We start from the raw sequence: 25,224 nt of genomic DNA on the forward strand, positions 1-25,224 counted from the left end.
CTGATCCATCAGAATGTTCAGTAAAAAGAGTACATATCCTATTATTTTTTAAGAAAATACACCAATTGCAAGGAGCAATAGCATGGTGTCAAATAGCCATAAAGGATATTCATCCGAACGGATTCGGTTAAATTTATTTGTGTTTGGAAGTTCTGCAATCAGTATCGGTATTTTTGGTCTATTGTTTGTTTTATTTCCAAAAAAAAGTCAGTTTTGGCTAACCTATGTACAAGAGCAGGCCAATCAACTCTTTGGTTGGTATTACATGCTGGTGATTGTGGCATGTCTAGGTTTTGTTGGATGGTTGGCTTTTTCTCGTGCTGGACAACTTCCACTTGGAAAAGATGGCGATAAACCTGAGTTTGGTTACTTGGCTTGGGTATCTATGCTGTTTTCCGCAGGTATCGGTATTGCCTTACTGTATTATGGTGTTGCTGAACCTGTCGATCATTTTTTAAGACCACCTGAAGGCGAGGGTGGCACAATCCAAGCTGCCAGAGATGCCATGATGTATAGCTTCTTACATTGGGGTATACATGGCTGGGTGCTCTATGCCTTGTTAGGTGTCACTTTGGGCTATTTTGCTTTTCGCTTAGATTTACCCCTAGCTTTACGTTCTGCACTTTATCCAATTTTTGGCGATCGGATCTATGGTTTGATCGGTGACTTCGTAGATGGTTTTGGGATTTTAGCCACGGTGATATCTTTGGTCACCAATCTAGGTATAGGTGCTTTGGTATTGGTTTCGGGCATCAGTTATTTAGTCCCAGCCATTCCAGACAACAATGTTACTCTGATCGCAGTGGTATTGGTGATGATGTCTGTTGCGACCATCACCACAGTGGTGGGGATTGAAAAAGGACTGGCTTGGCTTTCACGGATTAACTTACGTTTACTCTATGGCTTATTGTTATTTGTATTCTTAACAGGCCCAACCAATCATTTGCTCAATGGTTTGGTACAGAACGTGGGTGACTATCTCAACCATTTTGTCGCGAAAAGTTTTGATGTGTATTTATACAATTCACAAGCGAAAGGCTGGCTCGGTTCTTGGACGGTGTTTTATTGGGCTTGGTGGATTGCTTGGGCACCTTTCGTTGGGATGTTTATTGCGCGTATTTCAAAAGGGCGCACCATTCGTGAAGTAGTCTTGGGTGTGTGTCTAATCCCTTTAGGCTTTACTTTGGCTTGGATTTCCATTTTCGGTAATACTGCAATTGAATTAATTTTGAATCAAAAACAAAAAGTTTTGGGCGATATGGTTCTCACCGATCCAGCTTTATCTTTGTTTAAGTTACTCGAATATTTACCTTTTAATCCTTATGTGGCTGGGATTGTTGTGGTGATATGTTTTGTGCTGTTTTTGACTCCAGTGGGTTCTGGCACGCTGATGATTGCAAATCTGTCTACAAAAGGCGGAAGTAATGAAAGTGATTCACCGATTTGGTTGCGAATTTTCTGGTCGGTGGTGATTACTATTGTCAGTATTGGTTTATTGTTAGCAGGTAGTTTCCATTCGATGCAAAGTGCTGTGGTATTATGTGGATTACCATTCTCGGTGATTATTTTGCTGTATATGTTTGGTTTAACCAAAGCAATTAATCAGGACTTAGCTGATCAAGCCCCCAAAAAAGTCATCAACAAACCCATTGAATCCTCAGATCGGAACAAATAAAAATCAGAAATACTATAGTTTTATGATTCTTCTTTGTGCTTGGTTTAGCTTTGCCTTTTCCTCCACTAGACAGTGAAAAGGCATAGCTAAAGATAGGGCTTGAGTTTTAAAAAATTCAATGCTCAAAATAAATAATAAAATCCGCAGATTAACCGGGTGATTTAAGACCAAATTAGGTTGATGTTAGCGTAGGATGAAATGAGATCAGTGATTTTGGAACAATAGTAAAAGCTGACTGAATAGTTGAAACTTCCCCATGCAGTATGATGTTTGTCTATTACCTAGAGGAAGTCAGTTAAACCTGATTAAAACTTATATTTAAGTCCTAAATTATAATTACGACCTTCGCCCCATGTATACGTGCTATACCAGCTAAAAATCGTATAATATTTTTCATCTAGAAGATTGTTTACATTAAAAGAAACGGATAATTGATCATTTACTTCATAGTTTGCCATTGCATCAAATAACCAATAATCAGACACCACATGTTTAACAGGATCTTTATACAGTGGATTGGTGACATCGCCCCAAGTCTTATCTTGCCAACGTGCACCACCACCAACAGTTAAACCATCCACCCATTGATTGAGCTTATAGCTGGTATAAAGGCTAAATTCATTTTCAGGAGTCAAAGTGCTCTGTTTTATCCCATCTTGTTTAGAGATTTTATGATTAAAGCCAGCATGTAAATTCCAACCAGGACGAATTTCACCAGTAACTTCGAGTTCAGCCCCTTTGGTTTTGACACCTTGGAGCGCTTCAGATGCGACACCACCAGATGGTGTAAGGACGTTTGGAATCTCTTTCGCAAAATTGTCTTGTTTGAGTTGGTAATATGCCAAACTTGCATTTAAGCGACCATCAAAAAATTCACCTTTGATTCCAGCTTCGTAGTTTTCTCCCTCAAGCGGATCAAGTGTTTTACCGTTTGGATTTTGTGCAGATTGAGGTTTAAATATGGTGCTGTAGCTTGCATAAACTGAGTATTGGTCATTTAAATCATAAACCGCACCGACATAAGGTATAAAGATACCTGACTCTTTAGTCTCTTCTGACTTATAGTTTGCAATACGTCCACCCAAAATGACTTTTAAATCATCATGTAAATTCAAACGTGAGGTGAGATAAAATCCATTCTGCTTGGTGGTTTCATTGTTTGACCAATGATTACCTTTTTGCCAATCAGGCTCCGCAACGTTCCCATTCCATTGATAATATTGATCTACACTGGTTTTATAACCAGTTGGTGCACTATAACCATTATTTTTCCAAGTGCTCTCAGAAATGCTTGCGCCTACAACCAGCTCGTGTTCACGGCCAAAAAGTTGAAAAGGACCTGTTGCATAGATGTCTGCAGCATCACTTTTGGTTTCGCCCTTATAGTTTCCAGCCCACATTGAAACACCAGTTCCCGTCGATGGATTTGGATGACCACCTGCCGCTGCGCCTAATTGTGCATCATAGCCATTGATTTGATGATTTAACTGGATTTTTGCGACCCAATCATTATCAAACTTATGCTCTAAAGTTGAGAAAATAGTTCGAGTATATTGTTCCCAATTACTCCAATTTGCACCATTGTTAAAGCCACGCGACATTTTATTAAATTGACCCGCTGAATTATAAATTGGGATACCGCCCCACGTTGAGCCCTTAGGTTTATTGTCTTGATAATCTGCGCCTATAGTCAGTAGGGTATTCTCAGTTAAATCTGCTTCTAATATGCCGTAGAACACAGGAGTCTTGCGTTCATAGCGATCTAATTGAGATTCTTTGTCTTGATACGCAGCAACGCCACGTCCACGAATACTGCCCGTTTGGTTAAGTGGACCGCTTAAATCAATTTGGCCGCGGTAGTTATTCCATGTGCCTAGACCCAGAGAAACATTCCCTTGAAAATCTTTGGTTGGTTTTTTACGAATCAAATTAATCGTTGCACCAGGATCACCCACCCCAGTTAAAAGCCCCGTTGCTCCTTTTAAAACTTCGATACGATCATAAATCGCCATATCACTTAGAGTATTTCCTGCTGAGTAGGCCGAATCACGATTCATCGGGATCCCATCGTACTGGAAGTTTTGTATTGCAAAACCACGGGAGTAATATTCTGTCCGTTCACTGTCATAGGTCACCACACTAACACCCGGGGTATGCCGCATAACATCATCGATAGAGTTGAGATTAAAATCATCCATTTCTTGGCGAGTAATCACACTAATTGTTTGTGGGGTTTCTTTGGGTTTTAAAACCAAACGCGTTGCTGTGGCAATTGAACCCGGAGTATAGACACCACTGTTTTCTGTAATTTCACCCAATTGGTTTGCTGTAAACTTGAGCGTTGGCAATGCAAGAGGTTCTGCATTATTTTGAGTTATCTCTTCAGTAGCATGCAAAAGGGTAGAAGCAACTACAGAAGTGAGACCTAACATGATCATTTGAATCATTTTTGACAGGTATTTTTTGTCTGCCATTTGTATTCTTGTTGATGACATCGAAAGCGGCCTTATAAGATGTGAGGAGTATGCTTATAATGTCGTTTGAGATTTAAAAAAGGATCAAATAAATTTATCCCTGTCATTTTGAGATTGCATGGGCCTATCTGTGAACGAGGGAAGATTGATTTTAAGCTTTGCACTTGGCTAGAGAAAAATAAGCTTGGCAATCATGTTTTCAGCAATTACATCACCATGTTTTCGCCGTTGTTATAATTAGCCATCATGTAAAAATGTTGTAGTGGATTCGCTTTGGATCTTTAAGCAGACCATGATGTAAAGATATGCAACACAGGCTGTGCAATGAATAATATAAAGACTTGGATCGTAAGATCCAAGTCGAGTGCTGTTAATTGTGTTGGGTCATCATTGAGTTAGGCCATAATAATGCCAGAGTATCAACCTCAAAGATTGATTTACATTCCAAATACTCCCTCTAAATAATCGTCTTAAGAAAACTGAGATGGGGGGCAAATAGGTCAATGATTTCATTTAAACAGGCATATCTAGATCATCAAATGTTTCTAGCGTTTTACCTTGTTCTAGGTGTTTTTGATAATATGCGACTCTGCTTAGATCTAATGTTGAGCTGGACATGCCGACATTCCAATAGCCGGCCACACGAATATCATCTTTACTCAAATGACCGTGTTGGGTAAACAGCTTCCGTATCGCTCTTGCTTCATTACGTTCACAGGCTGCCCAAATGCTAATATCTTCACGATCTTTAAAATGTTCGGCAACTTTAAGTAGTAAGCCCAATTTACCCGCTTGCTGTGATTTTCCCCGATGAAGTAAATGAATATTTACGCCATGATATTTTGGTAAATCATCAATAATATTGGCGTCACAACTTTCAATATAAATCTCTCCCTGAATTCCCATTTGCCATTGCTGTAAAATTGAATAGACGGCTGGAATGGCGGTTTCATCGGCAAACATCACCACGCGTTTAGCTGGGGTAAAATTGGGGAGAAAGTGCGGTCTTGGACCCGTAAGTTGAATTTTAGTGCCAATTTTTGCTGAATCTAGCCAAAGCATTGCTGGACTTGGGTCAGCATGTAGAACAAAGTCAATTTCAATTTGACGAGTACTTGGATCAAAGCAACGCACGGTATATACACGTGATATAGGTAAGCTGTCTGCTTGTTGATGCACTTCTAAACGAATAGCAAGGTTAGGTGTTGTCCATAAGTCTGGCTGTGTTGTATTGATTTCGCCCCGAATACGTACAATTGATGGAAAAGGATGAGAAATCGCCGTTATCGTCATCTCAATGACTTCCAGATTCCGCATATGATCATCTTGTTTCAGTATCGCTTTTTGATCTGATACTGTTTTTTTGTCTGAAACCTTTTTTTGGTCTGGTACTATTTTTTGATCTAATGTCGTTTGTTGTTGGCTATTCATCATTAAGTCTACCTATCTTTATTGAGCAATAAACCACAATTGCCTTTCTTTAAGTGCTGAGCGGATCGAGAAAATCTGCATGGTGTTAAATGTAAAATATAATCATTATCATTTAAAGGGCATTTATGTTTAAATTACTTGTATTTTAATTTTAGCAATCGATTTATTGCGGAGAGAGGTAAGATTGTGAGACGTTGTAGTATTGATCAGGCTCATGGTTTATTTTAATTGCGTGAAAAATATATTAATTTTAATCTTATAATTTTCTATATAGTCAAATCACCTAATTATTTCATACAAGTGATTTGCATCAAGTCATTGAGCATAAATGAAGCTTATGTTTTTGTATGAACTATTAAAAATTGTTGGTTATCAATTCATTTTTGTACTTTTGAATCATAGCTGGTGATCCTACCCCTCGCTCAACATGAGCAAAAACAAAGCACTGCTTTGTTTGAAGCGCAAGGTTTGGCACCTCCTACGAAAGTGAGGCATCGCCTACGCAAAGGGATTTAAACTTTGAATGTAAGATGTGGCAGTGTAAGCTTTTATATAATTAAACAAACTATTTCATCATATTATTGATTTAATTAAAAATATTAATTAAGAGAAATTATATTATTGTGTCTGATTTTTTTTGACAGGTTGACTATATTTACCGTGCATTTTCTGTCGTTGGCTTTAAAAATTAGTCTTAGATTGATTCACTTATTATTTTTATACAGAGCAACTTTATAGCCTTAAACATCAGGGCAAAACAGAGCTGTGCTATCAGTTGTGCAATAAAATATCTAAGTTCATTGAGCCTAAAGTAATTTTAAAAAATACGCACGATGCTGACTTTGTTCAGGCAATAATTCCAGTACCCGTTGTATTGCATCATTACGTTCAGGAAGACGACTAATAATTTTTAAAAGCGGGTCAATATCCTGAATTTGATAAATCAGATGACTTAAACGCGCATCGAAACAATCACGCCATGTGGTCAAGAAAGGGCTTTCTGATTTCGCCAAAAAACTTCCTTTGTAGAGTGAAAATGTACTGGCGAGAAAACCTGCATTGAGGGATTGTTCAGCTCTGGTAAAGTCGGTTTGAATCTCACAAACTAACTTATACGGGCGCGATAAAATACAGTTAGGGAGCAAGGTGCGTAATTGTGACATTTCTGCTTTTAAGGTTTTTTCACTAATGTCCCGATCACCGTATAACGCATAGTGCAGTTCATCTAGGTTAATACCCTCTGGGTGTAACACAAGAATGCATAGAATTTCAATTTGTCGATGGGTCAAAGTTAAAAGCTGTTGGTTAAATTGAACTTTAGGTGTACCAAAAACTTTAAGGTAAAGCATGTTTTTTTGTTCAAATTGAATCGCACGTTGAACCAACTCTGCGCAGCGCTCTACAGCCAATACACCCAGTGAAGTATGCTTCTTGTACTTGGTCGATAAATTAATCACACCATGAAATTGTCCAGATACAGGGTCAACAATCGGCGCGGCATAACAAACCCAATCCTGTACACTGTTCATCTGATTTTCATGTGAATAAACACAGCTAGAGAGATGATTATTTAAAGCCAAACCAATCGCATTTGTACCGACAGCCTGTGTTGACCAATGTCCACCTTCGACAAAATGCACTTGCTCAGCAGAGGAGAGCATAGCACGGCTGCTCCATGTCCAAAGTAATGTGCCATGATGATCTGTGATTCCAATTGCCATTTCAGAATCATCTGCAATTTTTAGTAAATCCGCATAATTATGTTGAAGAGAACGACGAAACAGTGACGGTTCTAGTTCGGTAGGTAAAGCGAGAAGTGGCGCAGCAGTGACGGATTCGATATTGACAAAATGTGTGGTCTGTAAACGAAGCGCTTGTGGCTGTAATTGATTCAATAGCTTCATATCATATTCCTTTATGATGAATGGTTATGCCATTAATACCTTGTATTCTTTGTCGTTGTGTCTGGTGATTTTAGTTGATGATCACACCAGATTTTAAGCTATATTCAAACAAATAGTGTTCCGAAAATAATCATCTTTATTAATTCATTTATTTTACTTTAGAAGTTAATGTTTCGCTTTGAAATGAGTTTTCTGCTCACAAATGTTAAATAAAGTTACCAATAAAAAGACAGTGTGATCTTTTTAGTACTCATTTTTTAGTACTCATTGTTTAATGTTTAGGCGTCCATATTCACTTTGAACACTGAATCATCCTAAATTTCTGTGACAATGTTTTCACGTGTAAACGGCTTGGGTACAGGCTCGCCCTTGTATTGACGATCAGCAAAATAGCTGGAACGAACCATTGGCGCACTCCATATATTTTTAAACCCTAATAACTCACCATGTGCTTGATAATGTTCAAACTCTTTCAATGAAACAAAACGATGTATTGAGGCATGAGATTTAGACGGCTGTAAGTATTGACCAATGGTGACATAGTCCACCTGATAGTCACTGAGGTCATTCAGCAACACAATAACTTCTGCTTCGACTTCACCTAATCCCACCATCAAGCCACATTTCGTTGCGATGTCTGGGCGTAAATGCTTAAACCGTTTTAACAGTTCCAGTGAATGTTGATAATCTGAACCTGGACGCATTGCACGGTACAAACGAGGGACCGTTTCAATATTATGATTAAATACATCTGGCGGGGTTTCGCTCAGAATGTTGAGGGCAACTTCTAATCTGCCTCGAAAATCAGGGACTAAAATCTCAATCAGCGTATCTGGACTACTTTTACGGATTTCTCGAATACATGCAGCAAAGTGTTCTGCTCCACCGTCAATAAGATCATCACGGTCTACTGAGGTAATCACCACATAGTTTAAATTTAGATTTTTAACAGTTTCTGCTAAATGTTTCGGTTCATCAGCATCTAAAATATTTGGACGTCCATGCGCCACATCACAAAATGGGCATCGACGGGTACAAATATCTCCCATAATCATAAAGGTCGCTGTTCCACCACCAAAGCATTGTGGCAAATTGGGGCACGCGGCTTCTTCACATACGGTATGTAGTTTTTGTTGACGTAATAAATTTTTAATACGTTGCACTTCTTCAGGCTGGCTGATCTTGGCACGAATCCATTCAGGCTTTTGAGGGATCTGTTCTGTACTGATAATTTTTACTGGAATACGTGCCAATTTATCTGCACCACGTAGTTTTTGTCCTGTGGTGACTGAAACTTTTAAATCCATTTTAAATAGTCCATTAAATAATATAACTTAATATAAGATGACATTTTTATTTTCGATGTCAATTATATTTAAAATTTTTTTAAATATAATAAAAGAGTGAAAAATATTAATATTATAAAATAAAGGTTGGTTAAAGGTTTGATTTTTTAAGTTTTTGAAAATTATAAAAATTTACAAATATTTTTTGCTTTGTAAGGTGCTGTTTTTAATATTTTTATTGTGTTTTATAAAGAGATATTTTTTTAGTCTAATATTAATTTTTAATGAAATAATTTTATATAAATATACGGGTTTTAAATACCAATATTTATTTTTAAATATATGGTTTTTACTTTTAACTGTGAGCATGAAGGAATAAGTATATGCAATTAACGGAAGAGCAATTGCTAGCAGCATACAGACGGATGCGAGATATTCGTGAGTTTGAGGATCGACTTCACGATGAAAATAATACAGGTGATATTCCCGGATTTATCCATCTTTACAGTGGTGAAGAAGCGGTAGCCGTTGGAATTTGTGAAAATTTGACTGACAAAGATTTTATTACCTCAACCCATCGTGGTCACGGTCACTGCATTGCCAAAGGATGTGATATTCACGGCATGATGTTGGAAATTTTTGGTAAAGATGATGGTTTGTGCCGTGGCAAAGGCGGTTCAATGCATATTGCTGATCTAGACAAAGGTATGCTGGGAGCCAACGGAATTGTTGGTGGTGGGCCACCTTTGGCAATTGGTGCAGCGTTAACCGCAAAAACCTTAAAGACGGGTGGAGTTGGTTTGTCATTTACTGGGGATGGTGGTTCTAACCAAGGTCTGACCTTTGAAGCCATGAATATGGCTGTGGTTTTAAAACTTCCCGTGATTTTTGTTTTTGAAAATAATGGTTTTGGTGAAGGTACTGCGCATGATTATGCAGTCGGAAGCAAAGACATTGCAGGTCGTGCTGCGGCTTTTGGGATGCCTGCTGAAAAAGTAGATGGGACAGATTTCTTTGCTGTGTATGAGGTCGCCCAAAAAGCCATTGAACGTGCACGGCGTGGCGAAGGCCCAAGTGTGATTGAAACCATTACCAATCGTTTTTATGGACACTTTGAAGGTGACCCAGGACTGATTCGTTCCAAAGAAGAACTCGATTATGTCAAAGAGCATAAAGATCCGTTGAAAATTTTCCGTGAAAAAGTCAAAGGCAAGATTGCTGAAGCCACGCTGGATGCAATTGATGTTGAATCAAAAGCCAATGTCGATGCTGCTGTCGCAAATGCACGTGCTGCCAATTATCCAGAACTTTCTCAACTTCTTACTGACGTTTATGTCTCTTACTAAAGGAATAGTAAAACAATGCCAAATAAAAGTTATCGAAACGCGATTAAAGAAGCGATTGAATCAGAAATGCGCCGTGACCCAAGTGTGATTGTTGTCGGTGAAGATGTGCGTGGCGGGCATGGCGGTAAAAATACAGATGACAATAAACTCGAAGGCTTTGGGGGCGTACTTGGTGTCACCAAAGGGCTATGGACAGAGTTTGGCTCTGAGCGTGTGATTGATACCCCGATCACTGAATCTGCAATTATTGGAATGGCGGCAGGGGCTGCTGCAACAGGTTTACGACCTGTGGCTGACCTGATGTTTATGGACTTCTATGGCGTATGTCATGACATGTTGTATAACCAAGCGGCCAAATTTCGTTATATGTTTGGTGGAAAAGCCAAAGCGCCTTTGGTGGTTCGAGGCATGATCGGCGCAGGCTTTTCTGCTGCCGCACAACATTCACAATCCCCGTATAACGTGTTTGCTGCTGTACCCGGTTTAAAAGTCGTGGTGCCGTCCAGTGCATATGATGTAAAAGGCTTATTGATCCAAGCCATCCGTGATGATGACCCAGTGGTTTTTTGTGAACATAAATTGCTTTATGACATCAAAGGTGAAGTGCCAGATGAACCATATACCATTCCTTTTGGTGTAGCAAATTACACCCGTGAAGGAACCGATGTCACGATTATTGCCTTAAGTTTAATGGTGCATCGTGCTAATGAAGTCGCGGATAAGCTTGCTAAGGAGGGAATTTCTGTCGAAGTTGTCGATCCACGAACGATTTCTCCATTGGATGAAGAAGGCATTTTAGAATCTGTAGCGTCAACAGGGCGTGTGGTGATTGTTGATGAGTCTGCTGCCCGTTGTGGTTTTGGGCATGATGTGGCCGCACTGATTGCACAAAAAGGCTTTCATTATCTCAAAGCACCCATTGAACTGGTGACACCACCGCATTCACCTGTGCCATTTTCACCCGTATTAGAAAAACAATGGCTACCAAGTGTAGAACGTATCGAACAGGCTGTACGTAAAACGTTGGAGGCTTAGGATGAGCGAAATTAAAACTTTAGAAATCCCAAAATGGGGTTTGTCGATGGAAGAGGGCACCATTGCCCAATGGTTGATTCAAGCAGGCGAGCAGTTTAGTAAAGGACAAGAAATTTGTGAAATTGAGACCACAAAAATCGTCAATGTCCTTGAAGCACCGTTTGATAGTACCTTGCGTAAAATCATTGCCAATAATGGCGATACTTTAGTGGTGGGCGGGATCATTGCAATTTGTGCAGATGCGCAAGTTTCCGATGCTGAAATTGATGCCTTTGCTCAATCTTTGGCTGGCGCACCTATTCTCAATGAAAGCAAAGCTGTTGAAGTGGTTACTGAAAAGCTGACGGCAACGCAGCCTGAAACCAAGCCACAAACTGCGCCTAAACAGAATCGTATTGAGCAGGTATCAAAAGCTGTTGCCCAAAATGGTTATGTAATTCCTGCTGCATTACAAGGTTATCAACATGTTGAGGATGTTTTTGCAACACCGCATGCCTTGAAATTGGCTGAAAAGCATCAAGTGAATTTGGCGCTGGTTTCAGGCTCAGGGCGTGGAGGTCGTATCAGTGTGCAAGACATTCAAAACGCAGTTCAAGCTGCGGGTGGATCATGGCCCGATATTCGGCAGCAACCGAGTGGTAAAGTGGCGAAATCTAAAGCTGATGATAGCCAAGTGTTGGCAACACCAGTTGCACGTCGTTTAGCCAAACAATGGGGCATTAATTTACATGACTGTCGTGCCTCAGGATCAAGAGGGCGTATTTGTAAGGAAGATGTTGAAGCAGTTCATCAGCGTGAAAACCCTGCACTTGCCCAAAATAGCGCTGATGTAATGCGAACTGAAACTGCCAAGGTGACCACCATTGCGATGAATGGTATGCGTAAAGCCATTGCTTCACGCTTACAGGCAGCAAAACGTAATGCACCACACTTCCGTTTAACCGTAAATTTAAATGTGGATGCTATTCAGGGACTACGTCAACAGATTAATGCCACTGTGCCGCAAGTGAAATTGTCAATCAATGACATGTTGATTAAAGCGGCAGCAGCTGCATTGATCAAAGTGCCACAGGTCAATGTTCAGTTTGATGAAGAGAATCAGCAGATTTTGCAGTTTGATCAGGCGGATATCTCTGTTGCTGTAGCGATTGAGAATGGCCTCATCACTCCAATCATTAAAGCTGCCAATACCAAGTCTTTGGCACAAATTTCCAATGATATGCGTGATCTTGCAACACGTGCCAAAACTGGCAAATTGGCGCCTGATGAATTTCAGGGCGGTAGTTTCAGTATTTCGAATTTAGGTATGCTCGGCGTTCAACAGTTTGACGCGATTATTAACCCACCCCAAGGTGCGATTTTAGCTTTAGGTGCAGCAGAAAAACGGGCAATTGTTGAAAATGAGAGCATCGTGATTCGACAGATGGTCACCGCGACCTTGTCTTGTGATCATCGGGTGATTGATGGGGCGTTAGGTGCACAGTTCTTGGCAGCATTTAAGCAGTTTGTTGAAAATCCTGCATTGATTTTGGTGTAGGAGTATGAGCATGTCAGACACACAATTTGATCTCATTGTGATTGGCGCTGGTCCAGGTGGCTATGTGGCTGCGATACGTGCAGCCCAACTGGGTTTAAAAACCGCCATTGTAGAAGAAAAGCATTTGGGTGGAATTTGCCTGAATTGGGGCTGTATTCCAACCAAAGCTTTATTGAGTGGAGCGGCACTTGCACAGCAATTTAAACATTCACAACAGTTTGGTTTTTCTTTAGGTTCTATTGATTTTGATATCCAACAACTGGTTCGTCATAGCCGTCAGGTTTCTGAACAGTTGGTACAAGGGATTGGGCAATTACTGAAAAAGAATCAAGTTACTGTATTTAATGCAAGCGCTCAATTTATCGAGAAAGAAAGCTTAGAACTGACTGATGCAAAGGGTCAAAAACAGCAGATTTCTGCACCGCATATTATTGTGGCTACGGGCGCCAGAGCCGCCAATTTAGCGCATGTCCCTGTCGATGGACAGCATGTCTGGAGTTATAAAGAAGCTTTAGTCCCAGAACACTTGCCGAAATCACTTTTGGTAATTGGTTCAGGGGCCATTGGCAGTGAGTTTGCCAGTTTATATCAGGACTTAGGTTGCCAAGTGACTTTGGTTGATATTGCCAAACAGATCCTACCTAGTGAAGACATTGAAGTTGCCAAATATGTGCAAAAGCAATTTGAACAGCATGGTATGACGGTTTTGACTGAAGCTGCTGTACAAAACATCGAAATAGATAAGGACCAAGTACATTGCCATGTTGAAACCGCAACAGGTGTACAAATCATTACTGTTGAAAAAGTCCTTTCCGCAATTGGTGTACAACCTAATACTCAAAATTTGGGTTTAGAAAAATTGGGTATTGAGTTTGAGCATAGTTTTATCAAAGTTGATCCGTGGTGTAAGACCAATGTAGTTGGAGTTTATGCCATTGGTGATGTCGCTGGTGCGCCGTGCTTGGCGCATAAAGCCAGTCATGAAGCAATTTTATGTGTAGAAAAAATTGCAGGGCTGACGCATGTACATGCTTTAGATCGTAGCCAAATTCCAGGGTGTATTTTTACCCATCCGCAGGTGGCAAGTATTGGTCTAAGCGAGCAAAAAGCCAAAGCAGCTGGTTTTACAATCAATGTGGGTAGATTCCCTTTACAAGCCAATGGTAAAGCTTTGGCTTTAAGCGAGACCACAGGATTTGTAAAAACTATTTTTAATCAAGAAACAGGGGAATTATTGGGGGCACACATGGTGGGTCATGAGGTCACTGAACATATTCAGGGCTTTGCCATCGCTAAATATTTAGAAGCCACTGATGAAAGCCTAGCACAGGTTATTTTCCCACATCCTACGTTATCTGAGGCGATGCATGAGTCGGTTTTATCGGCAATGCAACGTGCAATCCATATTTAAGGAGTCGCAACATGCCTAGAGGTCTAAACAATAAAGTCGCATTAATTACTGGTGCCGCACAGGGCATAGGACGCGGTATTGCTTTACGCTTGGCACAAGAGGGCGTACATATTGCCTTGGTTGATCTTCACCAAGAAAAGTTAACTGCTGTTCAGCAAGAGATTCAAGCATTTGGGGTTAAAGCCACCACATTTATTGCAGATGTTGCTGATCCTGTACAAATCAGCAGTGCGATTGACCATGCAGAATCAACATTAAATGGCTTTGATATCATTATTAATAATGCAGGGATTGCCCAAGTCCAAGCCTTGGCAGAGGTCAGTCCAGATGAATTTAATCGGATTATGAATATCAATGTGGGTGGTGTGCTGTGGGGGATTCAGGCCGCTGCCGATAAATTTAAACAGCGCCGAAATTCTGGCAAAATTATCAATGCATGTTCGATTGCTGGGCATGAAGGTTTTGCTTTGCTTGGTGTCTATTCAGCTACTAAATTTGCCGTTCGTGCTTTGACTCAAACAGCAGCAAAAGAATATGCCAGTGCTGGTATCACTGTGAATAGTTACTGTCCCGGTGTAGTTGGTACAGATATGTGGGTGGAAATAGATCAACGTTTCGCTGATATCACTGGTGCACCCGTTGGTGAAACATATCAGAAATATGTGGATGGAATTGCTTTAGGACGTGCCGAAACCCCAGATGATGTTGCCGCATTGGTTGCTTTTCTAGCCAGTGAGGACGCTGATTATATTACTGGACAGTCAATTTTGACCGATGGCGGAATGGTTTATCGTTAATATTGGAATGAGGAATGCATCTATGAAAGCAGCTCGTTTTTATGATAAAGGGGATATCCGAATAGAGGATATTCCAGAACCACAGGTACAACCAGGAACAGTTGGCATTCAAGTCGCATGGTGTGGTATTTGTGGCACAGATTTACATGAATTTATCGATGGTCCAATTTTTATTCCTCCGTGTGGTCATCCGCACCCGATTTCGGGTGAAGCTGCACCTGTAACCATGGGGCATGAGTTTTCAGGTGTGGTGTACGCTGTAGGGGATGGCGTTGATGATATTCAGGTGGGGCAACATGTTGTGGTTGAGCCTTATATCATTGCGGATGATGTTCCGACTGGACCGCATGACAATTATCACTTGTCAAAAAATATGAATTTTATTGGTCTAGGTGGTCGCGGTGGTGGGCTATCTGAAAAAATTGCGGTACAACGCCGTTGGGTACATCCCATTTCTGCCCAAATTCCGTTGGATCAAGCCGCATTGATTGAGCCTTTATCTGTCGGGCATCATGCCTTTGTAAGAAGTGGAGCAAAGTCAGGTGATATTGCCTTGGTGGGTGGAGCGGGCCCGATTGGATTGTTATTGTCTGCAATTTTAAAGGCCAAAGGCTTAACCGTCATCATTACCGAGCTCAGTGCAAAACGTAAAGAAAAAGCCTTAGAAGCGGGTGTTGCCGACTATGTGCTAGATCCGTCTCAAGTGGATGTTGTGGCTGAAGTCATGAAAATCACCCAAGACCGTGGGGTAGACGTGGCTTTTGAATGCAGTAGTGTCAATAAGGTCATGGATACACTGGTGGCAGCTATGAAACCAACTGGTGTGGTAGTGATAGTTTCGATCTGGAGTCATCCTGCAACGATTAATGTGCATAGTGTGGTGATGAAAGAGCTGGATATTCGCGGTACGATAGCCTATGTTAATGACCATCAAGAAACCATTCGCTTGGTTGAGCAAGGTAAAATCAATTTAGAACCTTTTATTACCCAAAGAATTGCTTTAGATGATTTGGTTTCGCAAGGCTTTGAAACCTTGATTCATAACAACGAATCTGCGGTCAAGATTATTGTGCATCCCTAGAAATCATACTACTCAATAAGGCATGTTATTGGTTAATGAATCGTGTGTGGGAGGGCTTCACAATTACTGATCAATAATCAATAACAAGTTTTAGCTGAAGTGAAATTGAATGGAGCTTCTTTGGAGCACCTATTGCGAATCTTGGTGTAATCGGTGGTGTTGCCTATATTGATCCTGAATTAACCCAAACTGCAGGTGGTAAAAATCAAGGCAATATTGCGACTGGGGTTGCCAAGCAACAGGCGAAATTAGGTATGGAGTGGGATATTTCGATTTTGCAGGGTTTAATCTAGACTGGAAATGCCACAGCAGTTTCAAAGCAATATATCAATCAGGAACATACACTACATGCTTCTGAACGAACACTGTTTGATGTTGAGGCGAGATATAAGACCAATGTTTCAAGTTTTCCACTAAACTTAGCTGCGAGTATCAATAACGTGACCAATAAGGCGTATTGGGGCATGCCACAATTGTCCAGTTTAGCCTTGGGTGCACCTCGAACTTTTATGCTGTCGGCTTCTATCGATTTTTAATTTAAGCGATACAGCACTATATTTTTATATGGTGCTGTATGTTGATTCAATGAGGGGCTTTAAATCTGTTCAATCAAAAAATAATGCGGATGGGATTTTTGTCTCAGGGCAGGCTTGCTTAAAGCGCTGTTGATAAAACAACACTAAATCTAAAACAAGTGATGAAATCTAAACATTTATTAAAATTAGATTTTGTATAAGATATTGAAAATTATAAAAATAAATATTGGCATAAAAGCTGCTCAATACAAGTGATATGAAATTGGAAGTATCTTAAGGAATACCTATGTCACTTGTCATCGATAAAAAAGAAAATTCTAAAGAGTTTGTAAAAAGTACTTTATCTGAAATTTGGGTCACACGATGTCCTGTACCCACTGCAACAGGAATCTCATTAAAACGCGGCACCTTAGTCGAAAAATTTGAGCGACATGGTATTGATGTTGCGGTATTGCAAGATGCGCGTAAAGGCTTGTCTGTGCATCATTTTGATCATCAGCTCCCGGCTTTATTCCGTGAAGGAGGTAATGTACCTGCTTTGGCTGCGCGTTCAGAAGGTGCCCCAAGTCGTCTGATTGGATTAACTTGGATTGATGAATGGCAAGTGATTATTGTTCGACCAGATTCAGCAATTCGTCAGCCTGAAGATTTAAAAAATACCAAAGTGGCTTTACCTGAATATGCCGATAAACGTGCAGGCAGTATTTTTAGAGCCATGTCATTACAAGGTATTCGAGGGGCTTTACAACTTGCAAATTTAAGTTTCCGTGATGTTGATTTTATTGAAGTTCCTGAGCGAGCTGAATCGAAACAAGATCGTGATGCCAGTGCCTATTGGTCAGGCCTTGATGCCTTGATTACAGGTGAGGTGGATGCCGTGTATGTCAAAGGGGCATCGGCTGTTGAGGCAGCCACCAAACGTGGTTTAAAAGTCGGTATCGATTTAGATCAATTTACAGATGTGACTTCGCGTGTGAACAACGGGACACCTCGACCTATCACGGTACATGAAGATTTATTGGAACATCACTTTGATGTCGTCGTTGACTTTTTGGAAGAGCTTTTTGATACCGCAGATTGGGCAGAAGATCATTTAGATGAAGTGCTGGTTATTCTACAAGATGAAACCATTGCGGGTGCTGAAAGTGTGGCTACAGCGTATCGTAATAATTTTCATAAATCTTTACATCCTTCATTAAGTGCAGAACGCCTTGAGCTTTTAAAACAACAAAAAGATTTCCTTTGGTTACATGGCTTCCTTGAAAAAGACGTCGATCTTGATACATGGGTCGATCATCGCCCATTACTCGAAGTTTTAAAGCGTCGCCAAAATAAACAACGTTAAAACAGGATATTTATCATGACTACACTGATTCAATCGCCACTTTCCCCTGAACTTAATGATTTTATTGAACGCAACCGTCAAAAAGCTGAATTTGCATTTGAGGTGTTCCGTGAGACGGGCACCATCACTGCCAATGGCACAGTCAATTTTGTTGAACGCGCCCCTGAAAATACCTTGGTGACCTTTAACTATGCAGGTCCTTGGTCACGAGATAAAAAAAGCAAAGTATTGGTAGAGAAACTTGATGGTGAAGTTTTATTGGGACGAAAAGGTGCGGGTGGCCGTTATAACAAACTATTTTGTGAACATGCAGATGTCACCACAATCTCTCATGTACATGCACCGAATTTAGGTGCTTGGGCCCAAACACACCGAACCCTACCGATTCGTTATGTGCCTGTTCAGCGTTTTCATTTATTTAATGAACTGCCGATTTATATCGATCGCCGTCAAGCAGAAGTCGATTTTATTTTAGATCAACTCAAGATTGATATTGAGCATCGGGCTATTTTGGAAGCCAATGGCGGTGCCACAGTTTGGGGGCGTCAAGGTCTACAAGAAACTGCTGAATTTATTTTATTGCTTGAAGAAGGTGCTCAAATTCAACTGTTAGCAGAACTGGTTGGGGGAAGTCGTGAATATGGGCAAGGGGTGCTACAGCAACAGTGGAAAATGAGTGGATTGACTGAAAAAGCAAAATCACTGGGATTACTTCCACTCCATTAGAAACATGATTTAAAAACAAATATAGAGAATATTATGGCTGTAAAACTTTTATGGTATCTCACCTCTCCTGATGGTCCCTATCCTTGGTTGGAGTCGGGACGCTGGGATACCGATTATGAACATTTACAACAAATTGCAATTACCGCAGATCGTCTGGGGTTTTACGGTTCACTCATGGGTACAAGTGAGTATGAAACACTGGCAGTTGCTGCGAGTTTAATTCCTTTTACTGAGCGCCTGAAGTTTTTGGTGGCGCAGCATCCAGGTGAAGTTCAACCCGCAGTTTTAGCCAAATATGCACAAACTTTTGACTCTTTCTCTCAGGGACGTTTGTTGTTTAATGTGGTCAATGGCAATGATCAGGGACTTGCCGCATTGGGTATTCATTATTCACATGATGAACGCTATGACTTTAGTAAAGAATACTGGAGCACATTTCAACAGAATTATTTAGGCGATAAATCTGGCTTTCAGGGTGAGTTTATTCAAGTTGCTCCACGTCAAGAGGGGGCTTCACCGATGTCAAAATGGCATGGGGCAACCCAAAAACAAGGCGTACCGCTGTGGGGAGCTGGCACATCAGCCAAAGGGGTACAACATTCAGTGGAATTGCTGGATGTGTATTTAAGCTTTGCCAACACACCGCCGCTGCTGGGAGAAAAATTCAGTAAAGTTGCAAAAGAAGCCGCTAAAGTTGGACGAACTTTGCAGTATGGAACTCGCTTACAAATTATCGTTCGTGAAACCGAAGAAGAAGCGTGGCAATACGCGCAGTCTCTACTCGATAAAATTGATGTGAATTATGCGATTGAAGCTGTAAAACGTCAGCTTCCACCCAATGAAACTTTCGAAAGCTATCAGAGTAGTAACCCGATTGTTCAAAAAAATTTAGAACGCTTACGTCAGGGGATATTACCTCAAGCTAAAGACTTTGAAATTTATCCAAATATTTGGACAGGGCCATCACTGTTTGGTTTTGATATCTTAAATCCCGCTGCGGGGACCGCATTGGTCGGGAGCGCTGAAAATATTGCTCAACGTATCCAAGAATATGAAAGCTACGGTACATCTGCATTTATTTTGTCAGGTTTTCCTTTAATTACGGAAGTTTATCGTGTTGCAGACTTGTTGTTTCCTTTACTTGAGCTCGATCATGGTTTTGAGTTACCGAAGTTAAAAAAATGCTCGTCTGTAGATTCTCTGTTGAATCAAGAAACTGTGGTTTAAAAGGAGAATCCTATGAGTAAAATTACGCGCAGAGTATTAATTAAAAATACGGGTTTAGGTCTAGGTACGATTGCAGCAGCAAGCCTGATTGGGTGTTCTCGTTCCGATTCCTCAGCATCAAATGAAGCTGCTGCACATACAAGCCAGCATACCACACCGCAAAAAGGTGGAGTGATCAAAATTGGGGTGATTAATGGTAATCAAGCTGGAAATTTAGATGCCCATAAGCCGATTGGGATGTCGAGTGCCTTTAGAGGTTGGCCGTTATATGCCAAATTATGGGAATGGGGGCGAGATATTCAACCTAAATTGGCGCTTGCTGAATTTGCAGAACCCAATGAGGATGGCACTAAATGGACGATTCGGCTAAAGAAAGGGCTTGAGTTTCATCATGGTAAAACCATTACAGCCGATGATGTCATTTTCTCTTTACGTCGTTTGACCGATCCTAAACTGGCGTCTCCCTTTGCGGCTTATCTGTATTCACTACAGCGCGATGCGATTAAAAAGCGGGATGATTACACCGTTGAAATTCCATTTGCTCAAGGCAAAGGCTTAGTAGCCCTACCTGAAGCATGGATGAGTTGGGGCGGTATTGTTCCAACAGATTATGACCCAATCAAGAATGTCGTCGGAGCAGGCCCGTTTAAGCTAGAAAGTTTTACCCCAGGTCAACGTTCCCGTTTCGTACGTTTTGAAAATTATTGGAAAGACAATCAGCCTTATGCAGATGCCATTGAAATTATAGATTTTAAAGAGCAAACCGGGCGTCTTGCTGCTTTGCAATCAGGGCAAATTGATATTGCATCAGGTATTAGTGCCGAGCATTTATCTTTGATTCAAGCCAATAAACGACTGAGTGTTGTTTCATCTGAAACAGATGCTTGGCAATCCTTCGATATGAATACCACTAAAGCACCGTTTAATGATCCTCGTGTCAGACAAGCATTTCGTTTGATTGCCAATCGGGATGATTTAGTGAAACGGGCATTGGCGGGTCAAGGACGAATTGCCAACGATCTGTATTCATTTAGTGATCCTGTTTATAACCATGAAATTCCACAGCGTAAGCAAGATTTAGCCAAAGCTAAAACACTATTAAAAGCTGCTGGTTTTGATCAAAACTTAAAAGTTGATTTATATACAGGACCAGATAGCAATGCCGCCTTGGTGTTTGCGCAACATGCAGCGCAAGCTGGCGTGATTGTAAACGTTAAACAAGTTGAAGCTGCAACATTTGCAGATGCAGTCAAACAAGATTGGGCATTGAGTACAGGTTCAAATGTTTCTCGTCCATTTTTATTGACGGTATTGCAGATTGATGGACCCGGTGCAGCCAATAACAAAACCCGTTTTAATCAAGCCCGTTTTACGGAGCTGGTGCATCACGCATTGCAACAGCCTGATCTGGAAAAACGCAAAGTTCTGGTGCATGAGGCACAGCAAATTCAACATGAACAAGGTGGCTTACTGATTTGGGGTTTTAACAATGTTTTAGATGCACATTCTCATCAGATTGGTGGTGTAACACCTGATCGAACCGGTTTTGCAGCATGGCGAACTGATGAGTTTTGGCGTAAAGGGGAGTAATGATGACGACTCAAGCCAGCAAAATTGAAAGCTCGATTCAACATCCAGCTATCGCCAAGTCGTTTGAATTTCCTGCATGGTTACCTTGGTTTTTGACCCGTATCGTGTCAGGAATTTTAGTGATTTTTGTGATTAGTTTAATTGTATTTATCGCGACTCAAGCGCTTCCATCTGACCCTGCGCGGGTCATTTTAGGGCCAGAAGCACCAGAAGCTACGGTTCAAATACTGCGTGAACAATTGGGGCTGACTCAACCGATATTGGTGCAATACTGGAATTGGCTGACTCAATTATTACAAGGTAATTTTGGACGCTCAATTGATTCTAATGTACCTGTGTTACAGATTATTCAAAACTATTTTGGTAATACGCTTGCTTTGAGTAGCTTGGTAGTGGCAATCACTGTGCCGATTTCAGTTTTACTTGGGGTTTGGTTATCGCTACGTCGTGATAGCAAACTAGACCGAATCATTGTATCTAGCTCGATTATTTTTAAAGCAGTGCCCGGATTTGTCATTGCCATTTGGCTGATGATGTTGTTTTCAACTTCGATCATGCATGTATTACCTGCTGCATCATTGTTGATTCCTGGGCAGTCTCCGTTTAGCCAGCTAGAGTTTTTAATTTTACCCATTTTAACTTTAGCTTTATCGCTTATTCCTTATCTCATGCGTCTTGTGCGAGGCTCAATGATCGATGCCTTAGAGTCCGATTATGTCACTTCAGCACGATTACGTGGTATTCCAGAGCGTCGCATTATCTGGAAGCATGTTTTACCTAATGCTTTAGTGCCCGTGGTACAAGGCACGGCATTGACCATACGGGTTTTACTCAGTGGGGCTTTAATTATTGAGGTTGTATTTAGTTATCCGGGAATTGGCAATGCATTGAATGCAGCAATTGAAATGCGGGATATTCCTACGATTCAAGCGATTGTGTTATTGCTGACCATCTGTGTGGTGGTGGTCAATTTAATTGCAGACTTAATTACGACTTTACTCACACCGAAAATACGCACTGCAAAAAAACATAAAGCCCGCTCACCTGGTTTACGTCAGGCATTACGTTTATGGAAATCTGGCCGACCGATTACGGTAAAGCCTGTGGATCGCCGTAATGCCTTGAAGAATATCAATTCGGGAGAGGGAAAATGAGCACACTTCATTGGTATCAACGTAAGTTTTTTAAAGCCTTGATTTCTGAGCGACAAGTTCGTTTTGGTTTTGTAGTGACAAGCTTAGTTTTGATATTTGCGCTTATTGGCCCAGTGCTGGTTCCTTTTGAACCAACTGCCTTAGTGGGCATGACCTATGGTGCGCCTGAAGCACAGGCTTTTCTTGGCTATGACTATATTGGGCATGATGTTTGGTCTCGTGTATTAGCGGGTGGTGCTTCAATTATTTGGATGACCCTCGCTGCCAGTCTGGTGGCTTTAATTATTGGTTCCAGTTTAGGCATATTGGCTGCTTTTGCACGAGATAAAGTTGACCAGTTTGTGACTTGGCTGACGGATGTTTTTATGGCATTTCCTGATCTGATTTTAGTGCTATTAATCGTTTCGATGCTAGGGCGTGAGCCATGGCTGATTGTGCTCACTGTTTCGATTGCTTTTATTCCTGGGGTAGTACGTCTTGCACGAAGTGTTGCGCTAAATTTGGTTGAGCAAGAGTATGTAGAGGCCGCCAAAATTTTAGGTTACTCGAAAAGCTATATTTTATTCCGTGAAATCCTACCCAATATGCTGACACCCTTATTAATTCATCTTGGGGTGATGTTGACGTGGGCTGTTGGCATGTTATCTGGTCTGGCTTTTCTTGGTTATGGTATCGCACCTCCTGCAGCCGATTGGGGCCTGATGATTAATGAAAATCGTGCTGGGTTATTGGTTCAACCGTGGGCAGTATTTGCACCGGTGATTTTAATTGCTTTGTTTGCGCTGGGAACCAATGTGTTGGCTGAAGGTGTAGGGCGTGCCGCAGCACGGATTGAGGAAAAATCACCATGACAGAGATTTTAAAGAATACGGTACTACAGGTAAAAGACTTAACGGTGGCATTGGTCAACACAGGCAATCATGTGGTTTCGAATATTTCTTTTCATTTAAATGAGGGCGAAGTCCTTGGGTTGGTGGGAGAAAGTGGTTCAGGTAAAACCACATTGTCGAGTGCGTTATTGGGCTATGCACGACATGGTGCCAAAATTATTCAAGGCACAATTGCGCTGGATGGACAAGATATCCTCAGTCTTGACGATCACGCCTTGCGTCAAATTCGAGGTTATAAAATCAGTCACGTTGCCCAAGATCCGGGAACGGCACTAAATCCAGCATTAACCATTGGACAGCATCTACTTGAGTTATTAGAAGTCCATCAATTACGCTTATCCAGTAGTGAAAGAAATCATAAAGTTGCTAAAATTTTAGATGAAGTGGGATTGCCTCAGGATGATGTGTTTTTAAAGCGCTATCCTCATCAACTTTCTGGCGGGCAACAACAACGGATTTTATTAGCATTGGCATTTTTGTTACAGCCTCGCTTAATTGTCTTGGATGAACCGACAACAGCATTGGATGTTACGACCCAAACTTTAGTGCTGAATATTATTCGTAAATTATGTCGCGAATATAATGTCGCAGCAATTTATGTATCACATGATTTGACTGTGGTGAAAGATATTGCAGATCGCGTAATCGTCCTGTATTCAGGCCAGATTGCAGAAGATGCCGCATTAAGCCAGTTATTTGAAACGCCAAAACATCCTTATACCCAAGGTTTACTCAATGCCATCCCCGATGTGTCGATTCGTAAATATTTATCCCCCATCGAAGGACATGCACCCTCACCGAATGATCGTCCAACAGGATGTGCTTTTGCCGCAAGATGTACTTTCGCTAGCGAATTATGTCATCAACAGCAACCGAAATTAACCCTGTTATCTCAAGCATTTGATCCACATTTTGTTGCTTGTCATCATTGGGATGAAGTGAGCGTGATCAATTTTCAAGAGCTTGATCCGCATATGATTGAATTAAAAACAGATCAACAGGCACTGCTTAAAGTAGAACATATCAATGCTTGGTATGGCCAGCAACAAGCACTTTTCGATGTTTCTTTTCAAATACAGCGTGGAGAATGTTTGGCCTTAGTCGGGGAGTCTGGTTCAGGTAAAACCACACTGTCTAGAGTGATTGCAGGACTGAATGAAAATGCAGAAGGTCAGGTGATTTTAGCAGATGAAGTATTGTCCTTGCAGGGACAAAAACGTCAGTTAACACAACGACATAAACTGCAATATATCTTTCAAAATCCATATAAAGCCTTGAATCCAGCAAATACCATAGGACAGACACTCACTAAAGTGGTTCAGCACTTTTTTGCTACATCTCAGCAAGAAACTCAACAAAAGGTCGTTCAGGTACTTCAACAAGTATCGCTTCCTCCACAGGTTCAAGAACTCTACCCAAGAGATTTATCTGGCGGAGAACGGCAACGTGTAGCGATTGCACGAGCGCTGTTATGTCAGCCTGATGTCTTGATTTGCGATGAAATTACTTCTGCTTTAGATGTCTCAGTACAAGCATCTATTTTAAAACTGTTGCAACAATTGCAAAAGCAAGGCGTAACTTTACTTTTTGTTACCCATAACCTTGGGGTAGTTAGAGCAATTGCTGATCGAGTTGCCGTTTTAAAAAATGGCCATCTGGTGGAATACGGTGAAACCGATCAAGTACTGAGTCATCCGCAACATGCGTATACCAAAACTTTGCTTACACATGCCCCCAGCTTATTTAAGACTACAGCACAGCGTATCTGTGCATAAAAAA

Annotated in this window: 18 protein-coding genes and 1 pseudogene; 15 read left to right on the forward strand and 4 right to left on the reverse strand. The window is 41.0% G+C overall.

Translation table 11 applies throughout. From position 1 onward, the window contains the following. Window positions 1–82: 82 nt before the first annotated feature. Complete coding sequence (locus AC2G3J_RS04725; protein WP_336951914.1) at window positions 83–1,675, forward strand: BCCT family transporter; 1,593 nt, start codon at window positions 83–85, stop codon at window positions 1,673–1,675. Window positions 1,676–1,980: 305 nt separating this feature from the next. On the opposite strand, the gene AC2G3J_RS04730 is transcribed toward AC2G3J_RS04725, so the two are convergent. From AC2G3J_RS04730 to lipA, 4 genes are all read right to left on the reverse strand, one after another. Next, a complete protein-coding gene (locus AC2G3J_RS04730) occupies window positions 1,981–4,149 on the reverse strand; it encodes a TonB-dependent siderophore receptor (protein ID WP_336951912.1) in 2,169 nt (722 codons plus the stop codon). A 513-nt stretch (window positions 4,150–4,662) separates the two neighbouring features. Further along, entirely contained in the window at window positions 4,663–5,580 is a 918-nt protein-coding gene (locus AC2G3J_RS04735; protein ID WP_483771061.1) for a siderophore-interacting protein, read from the reverse strand. Window positions 5,581–6,386: 806 nt separating this feature from the next. Next, the gene (locus AC2G3J_RS04740) at window positions 6,387–7,484 is read right to left on the reverse strand and encodes a helix-turn-helix domain-containing protein (protein WP_004717563.1); all 1,098 of its coding nucleotides are present in this window, start codon (window positions 7,482–7,484) and stop codon (window positions 6,387–6,389) included. Between the two features lie 314 nt (window positions 7,485–7,798). Then, complete coding sequence (gene lipA, locus AC2G3J_RS04745; protein WP_483770735.1) at window positions 7,799–8,791, reverse strand: lipoyl synthase; 993 nt, start codon at window positions 8,789–8,791, stop codon at window positions 7,799–7,801. A gap of 362 nt (window positions 8,792–9,153) precedes the next feature. On the opposite strand from lipA, the gene AC2G3J_RS04750 reads away from it, so the two are divergent. The 14 genes and pseudogenes from AC2G3J_RS04750 to AC2G3J_RS04815 all read left to right on the forward strand — a co-directional run bounded on the left by AC2G3J_RS04750 (window position 9,154) and on the right by AC2G3J_RS04815 (window position 25,220). Continuing rightward, window positions 9,154–10,116 carry a thiamine pyrophosphate-dependent dehydrogenase E1 component subunit alpha gene (locus AC2G3J_RS04750; protein ID WP_336951909.1) on the forward strand — a complete coding sequence of 321 codons (963 nt, stop codon included), beginning with the start codon at window positions 9,154–9,156 and terminating at the stop codon, window positions 10,114–10,116. A 15-nt stretch (window positions 10,117–10,131) separates the two neighbouring features. Next, window positions 10,132–11,151, forward strand: coding sequence for an alpha-ketoacid dehydrogenase subunit beta (locus AC2G3J_RS04755; RefSeq protein WP_004717558.1), 1,020 nt, complete (start codon window positions 10,132–10,134; stop codon window positions 11,149–11,151). A gap of 1 nt (window position 11,152) precedes the next feature. After that, window positions 11,153–12,688, forward strand: a complete 1,536-nt coding sequence (locus AC2G3J_RS04760) for a dihydrolipoamide acetyltransferase family protein (protein ID WP_336951908.1) — start codon at window positions 11,153–11,155, stop codon at window positions 12,686–12,688. A 10-nt stretch (window positions 12,689–12,698) separates the two neighbouring features. After that, entirely contained in the window at window positions 12,699–14,099 is a 1,401-nt protein-coding gene (lpdA, locus tag AC2G3J_RS04765) for a dihydrolipoyl dehydrogenase (RefSeq protein WP_336951907.1), read from the forward strand. A gap of 11 nt (window positions 14,100–14,110) precedes the next feature. After that, complete coding sequence (locus AC2G3J_RS04770) at window positions 14,111–14,896, forward strand: acetoin reductase (RefSeq protein ID WP_336951906.1); 786 nt, start codon at window positions 14,111–14,113, stop codon at window positions 14,894–14,896. A 22-nt stretch (window positions 14,897–14,918) separates the two neighbouring features. After that, complete coding sequence (locus tag AC2G3J_RS04775) at window positions 14,919–15,977, forward strand: 2,3-butanediol dehydrogenase (RefSeq protein WP_483770736.1); 1,059 nt, start codon at window positions 14,919–14,921, stop codon at window positions 15,975–15,977. Window positions 15,978–16,081: 104 nt separating this feature from the next. Continuing rightward, window positions 16,082–16,513, forward strand: a pseudogene (locus AC2G3J_RS04780) (TonB-dependent siderophore receptor); the annotation flags it as partial. 286 nt (window positions 16,514–16,799) lie between these two features. Beyond that, the gene (locus AC2G3J_RS04785; protein ID WP_336951904.1) at window positions 16,800–17,858 is read left to right on the forward strand and encodes an ABC transporter substrate-binding protein; all 1,059 of its coding nucleotides are present in this window, start codon (window positions 16,800–16,802) and stop codon (window positions 17,856–17,858) included. Between the two features lie 15 nt (window positions 17,859–17,873). Next, complete coding sequence (locus AC2G3J_RS04790; RefSeq protein ID WP_336951903.1) at window positions 17,874–18,584, forward strand: class II aldolase/adducin family protein; 711 nt, start codon at window positions 17,874–17,876, stop codon at window positions 18,582–18,584. A gap of 33 nt (window positions 18,585–18,617) precedes the next feature. Next, window positions 18,618–19,811, forward strand: coding sequence for an LLM class flavin-dependent oxidoreductase (locus AC2G3J_RS04795; RefSeq protein ID WP_336951902.1), 1,194 nt, complete (start codon window positions 18,618–18,620; stop codon window positions 19,809–19,811). A 12-nt stretch (window positions 19,812–19,823) separates the two neighbouring features. Further along, window positions 19,824–21,401 carry an ABC transporter substrate-binding protein gene (locus tag AC2G3J_RS04800; RefSeq protein WP_336951901.1) on the forward strand — a complete coding sequence of 526 codons (1,578 nt, stop codon included), beginning with the start codon at window positions 19,824–19,826 and terminating at the stop codon, window positions 21,399–21,401. Between the two features lie 2 nt (window positions 21,402–21,403). Beyond that, window positions 21,404–22,555, forward strand: coding sequence for an ABC transporter permease (locus tag AC2G3J_RS04805; RefSeq protein WP_224965543.1), 1,152 nt, complete (start codon window positions 21,404–21,406; stop codon window positions 22,553–22,555). Next, on the forward strand, window positions 22,552–23,406 hold the full coding sequence (locus AC2G3J_RS04810) for an ABC transporter permease (protein WP_336951900.1): 855 nt from the start codon (window positions 22,552–22,554) through the stop codon (window positions 23,404–23,406). The genes AC2G3J_RS04805 and AC2G3J_RS04810 overlap by 4 nt, the downstream gene beginning before the upstream one ends. Further along, window positions 23,403–25,220: a dipeptide ABC transporter ATP-binding protein gene (locus AC2G3J_RS04815; protein ID WP_483770737.1), complete on the forward strand. Its 1,818-nt coding sequence runs from the start codon at window positions 23,403–23,405 to the stop codon at window positions 25,218–25,220. The genes AC2G3J_RS04810 and AC2G3J_RS04815 overlap by 4 nt, the downstream gene beginning before the upstream one ends. The last annotated feature ends 4 nt before the right edge of the window (window positions 25,221–25,224 follow it).

It is taken from the genome of Acinetobacter legionensis (genome assembly GCF_057165765.1).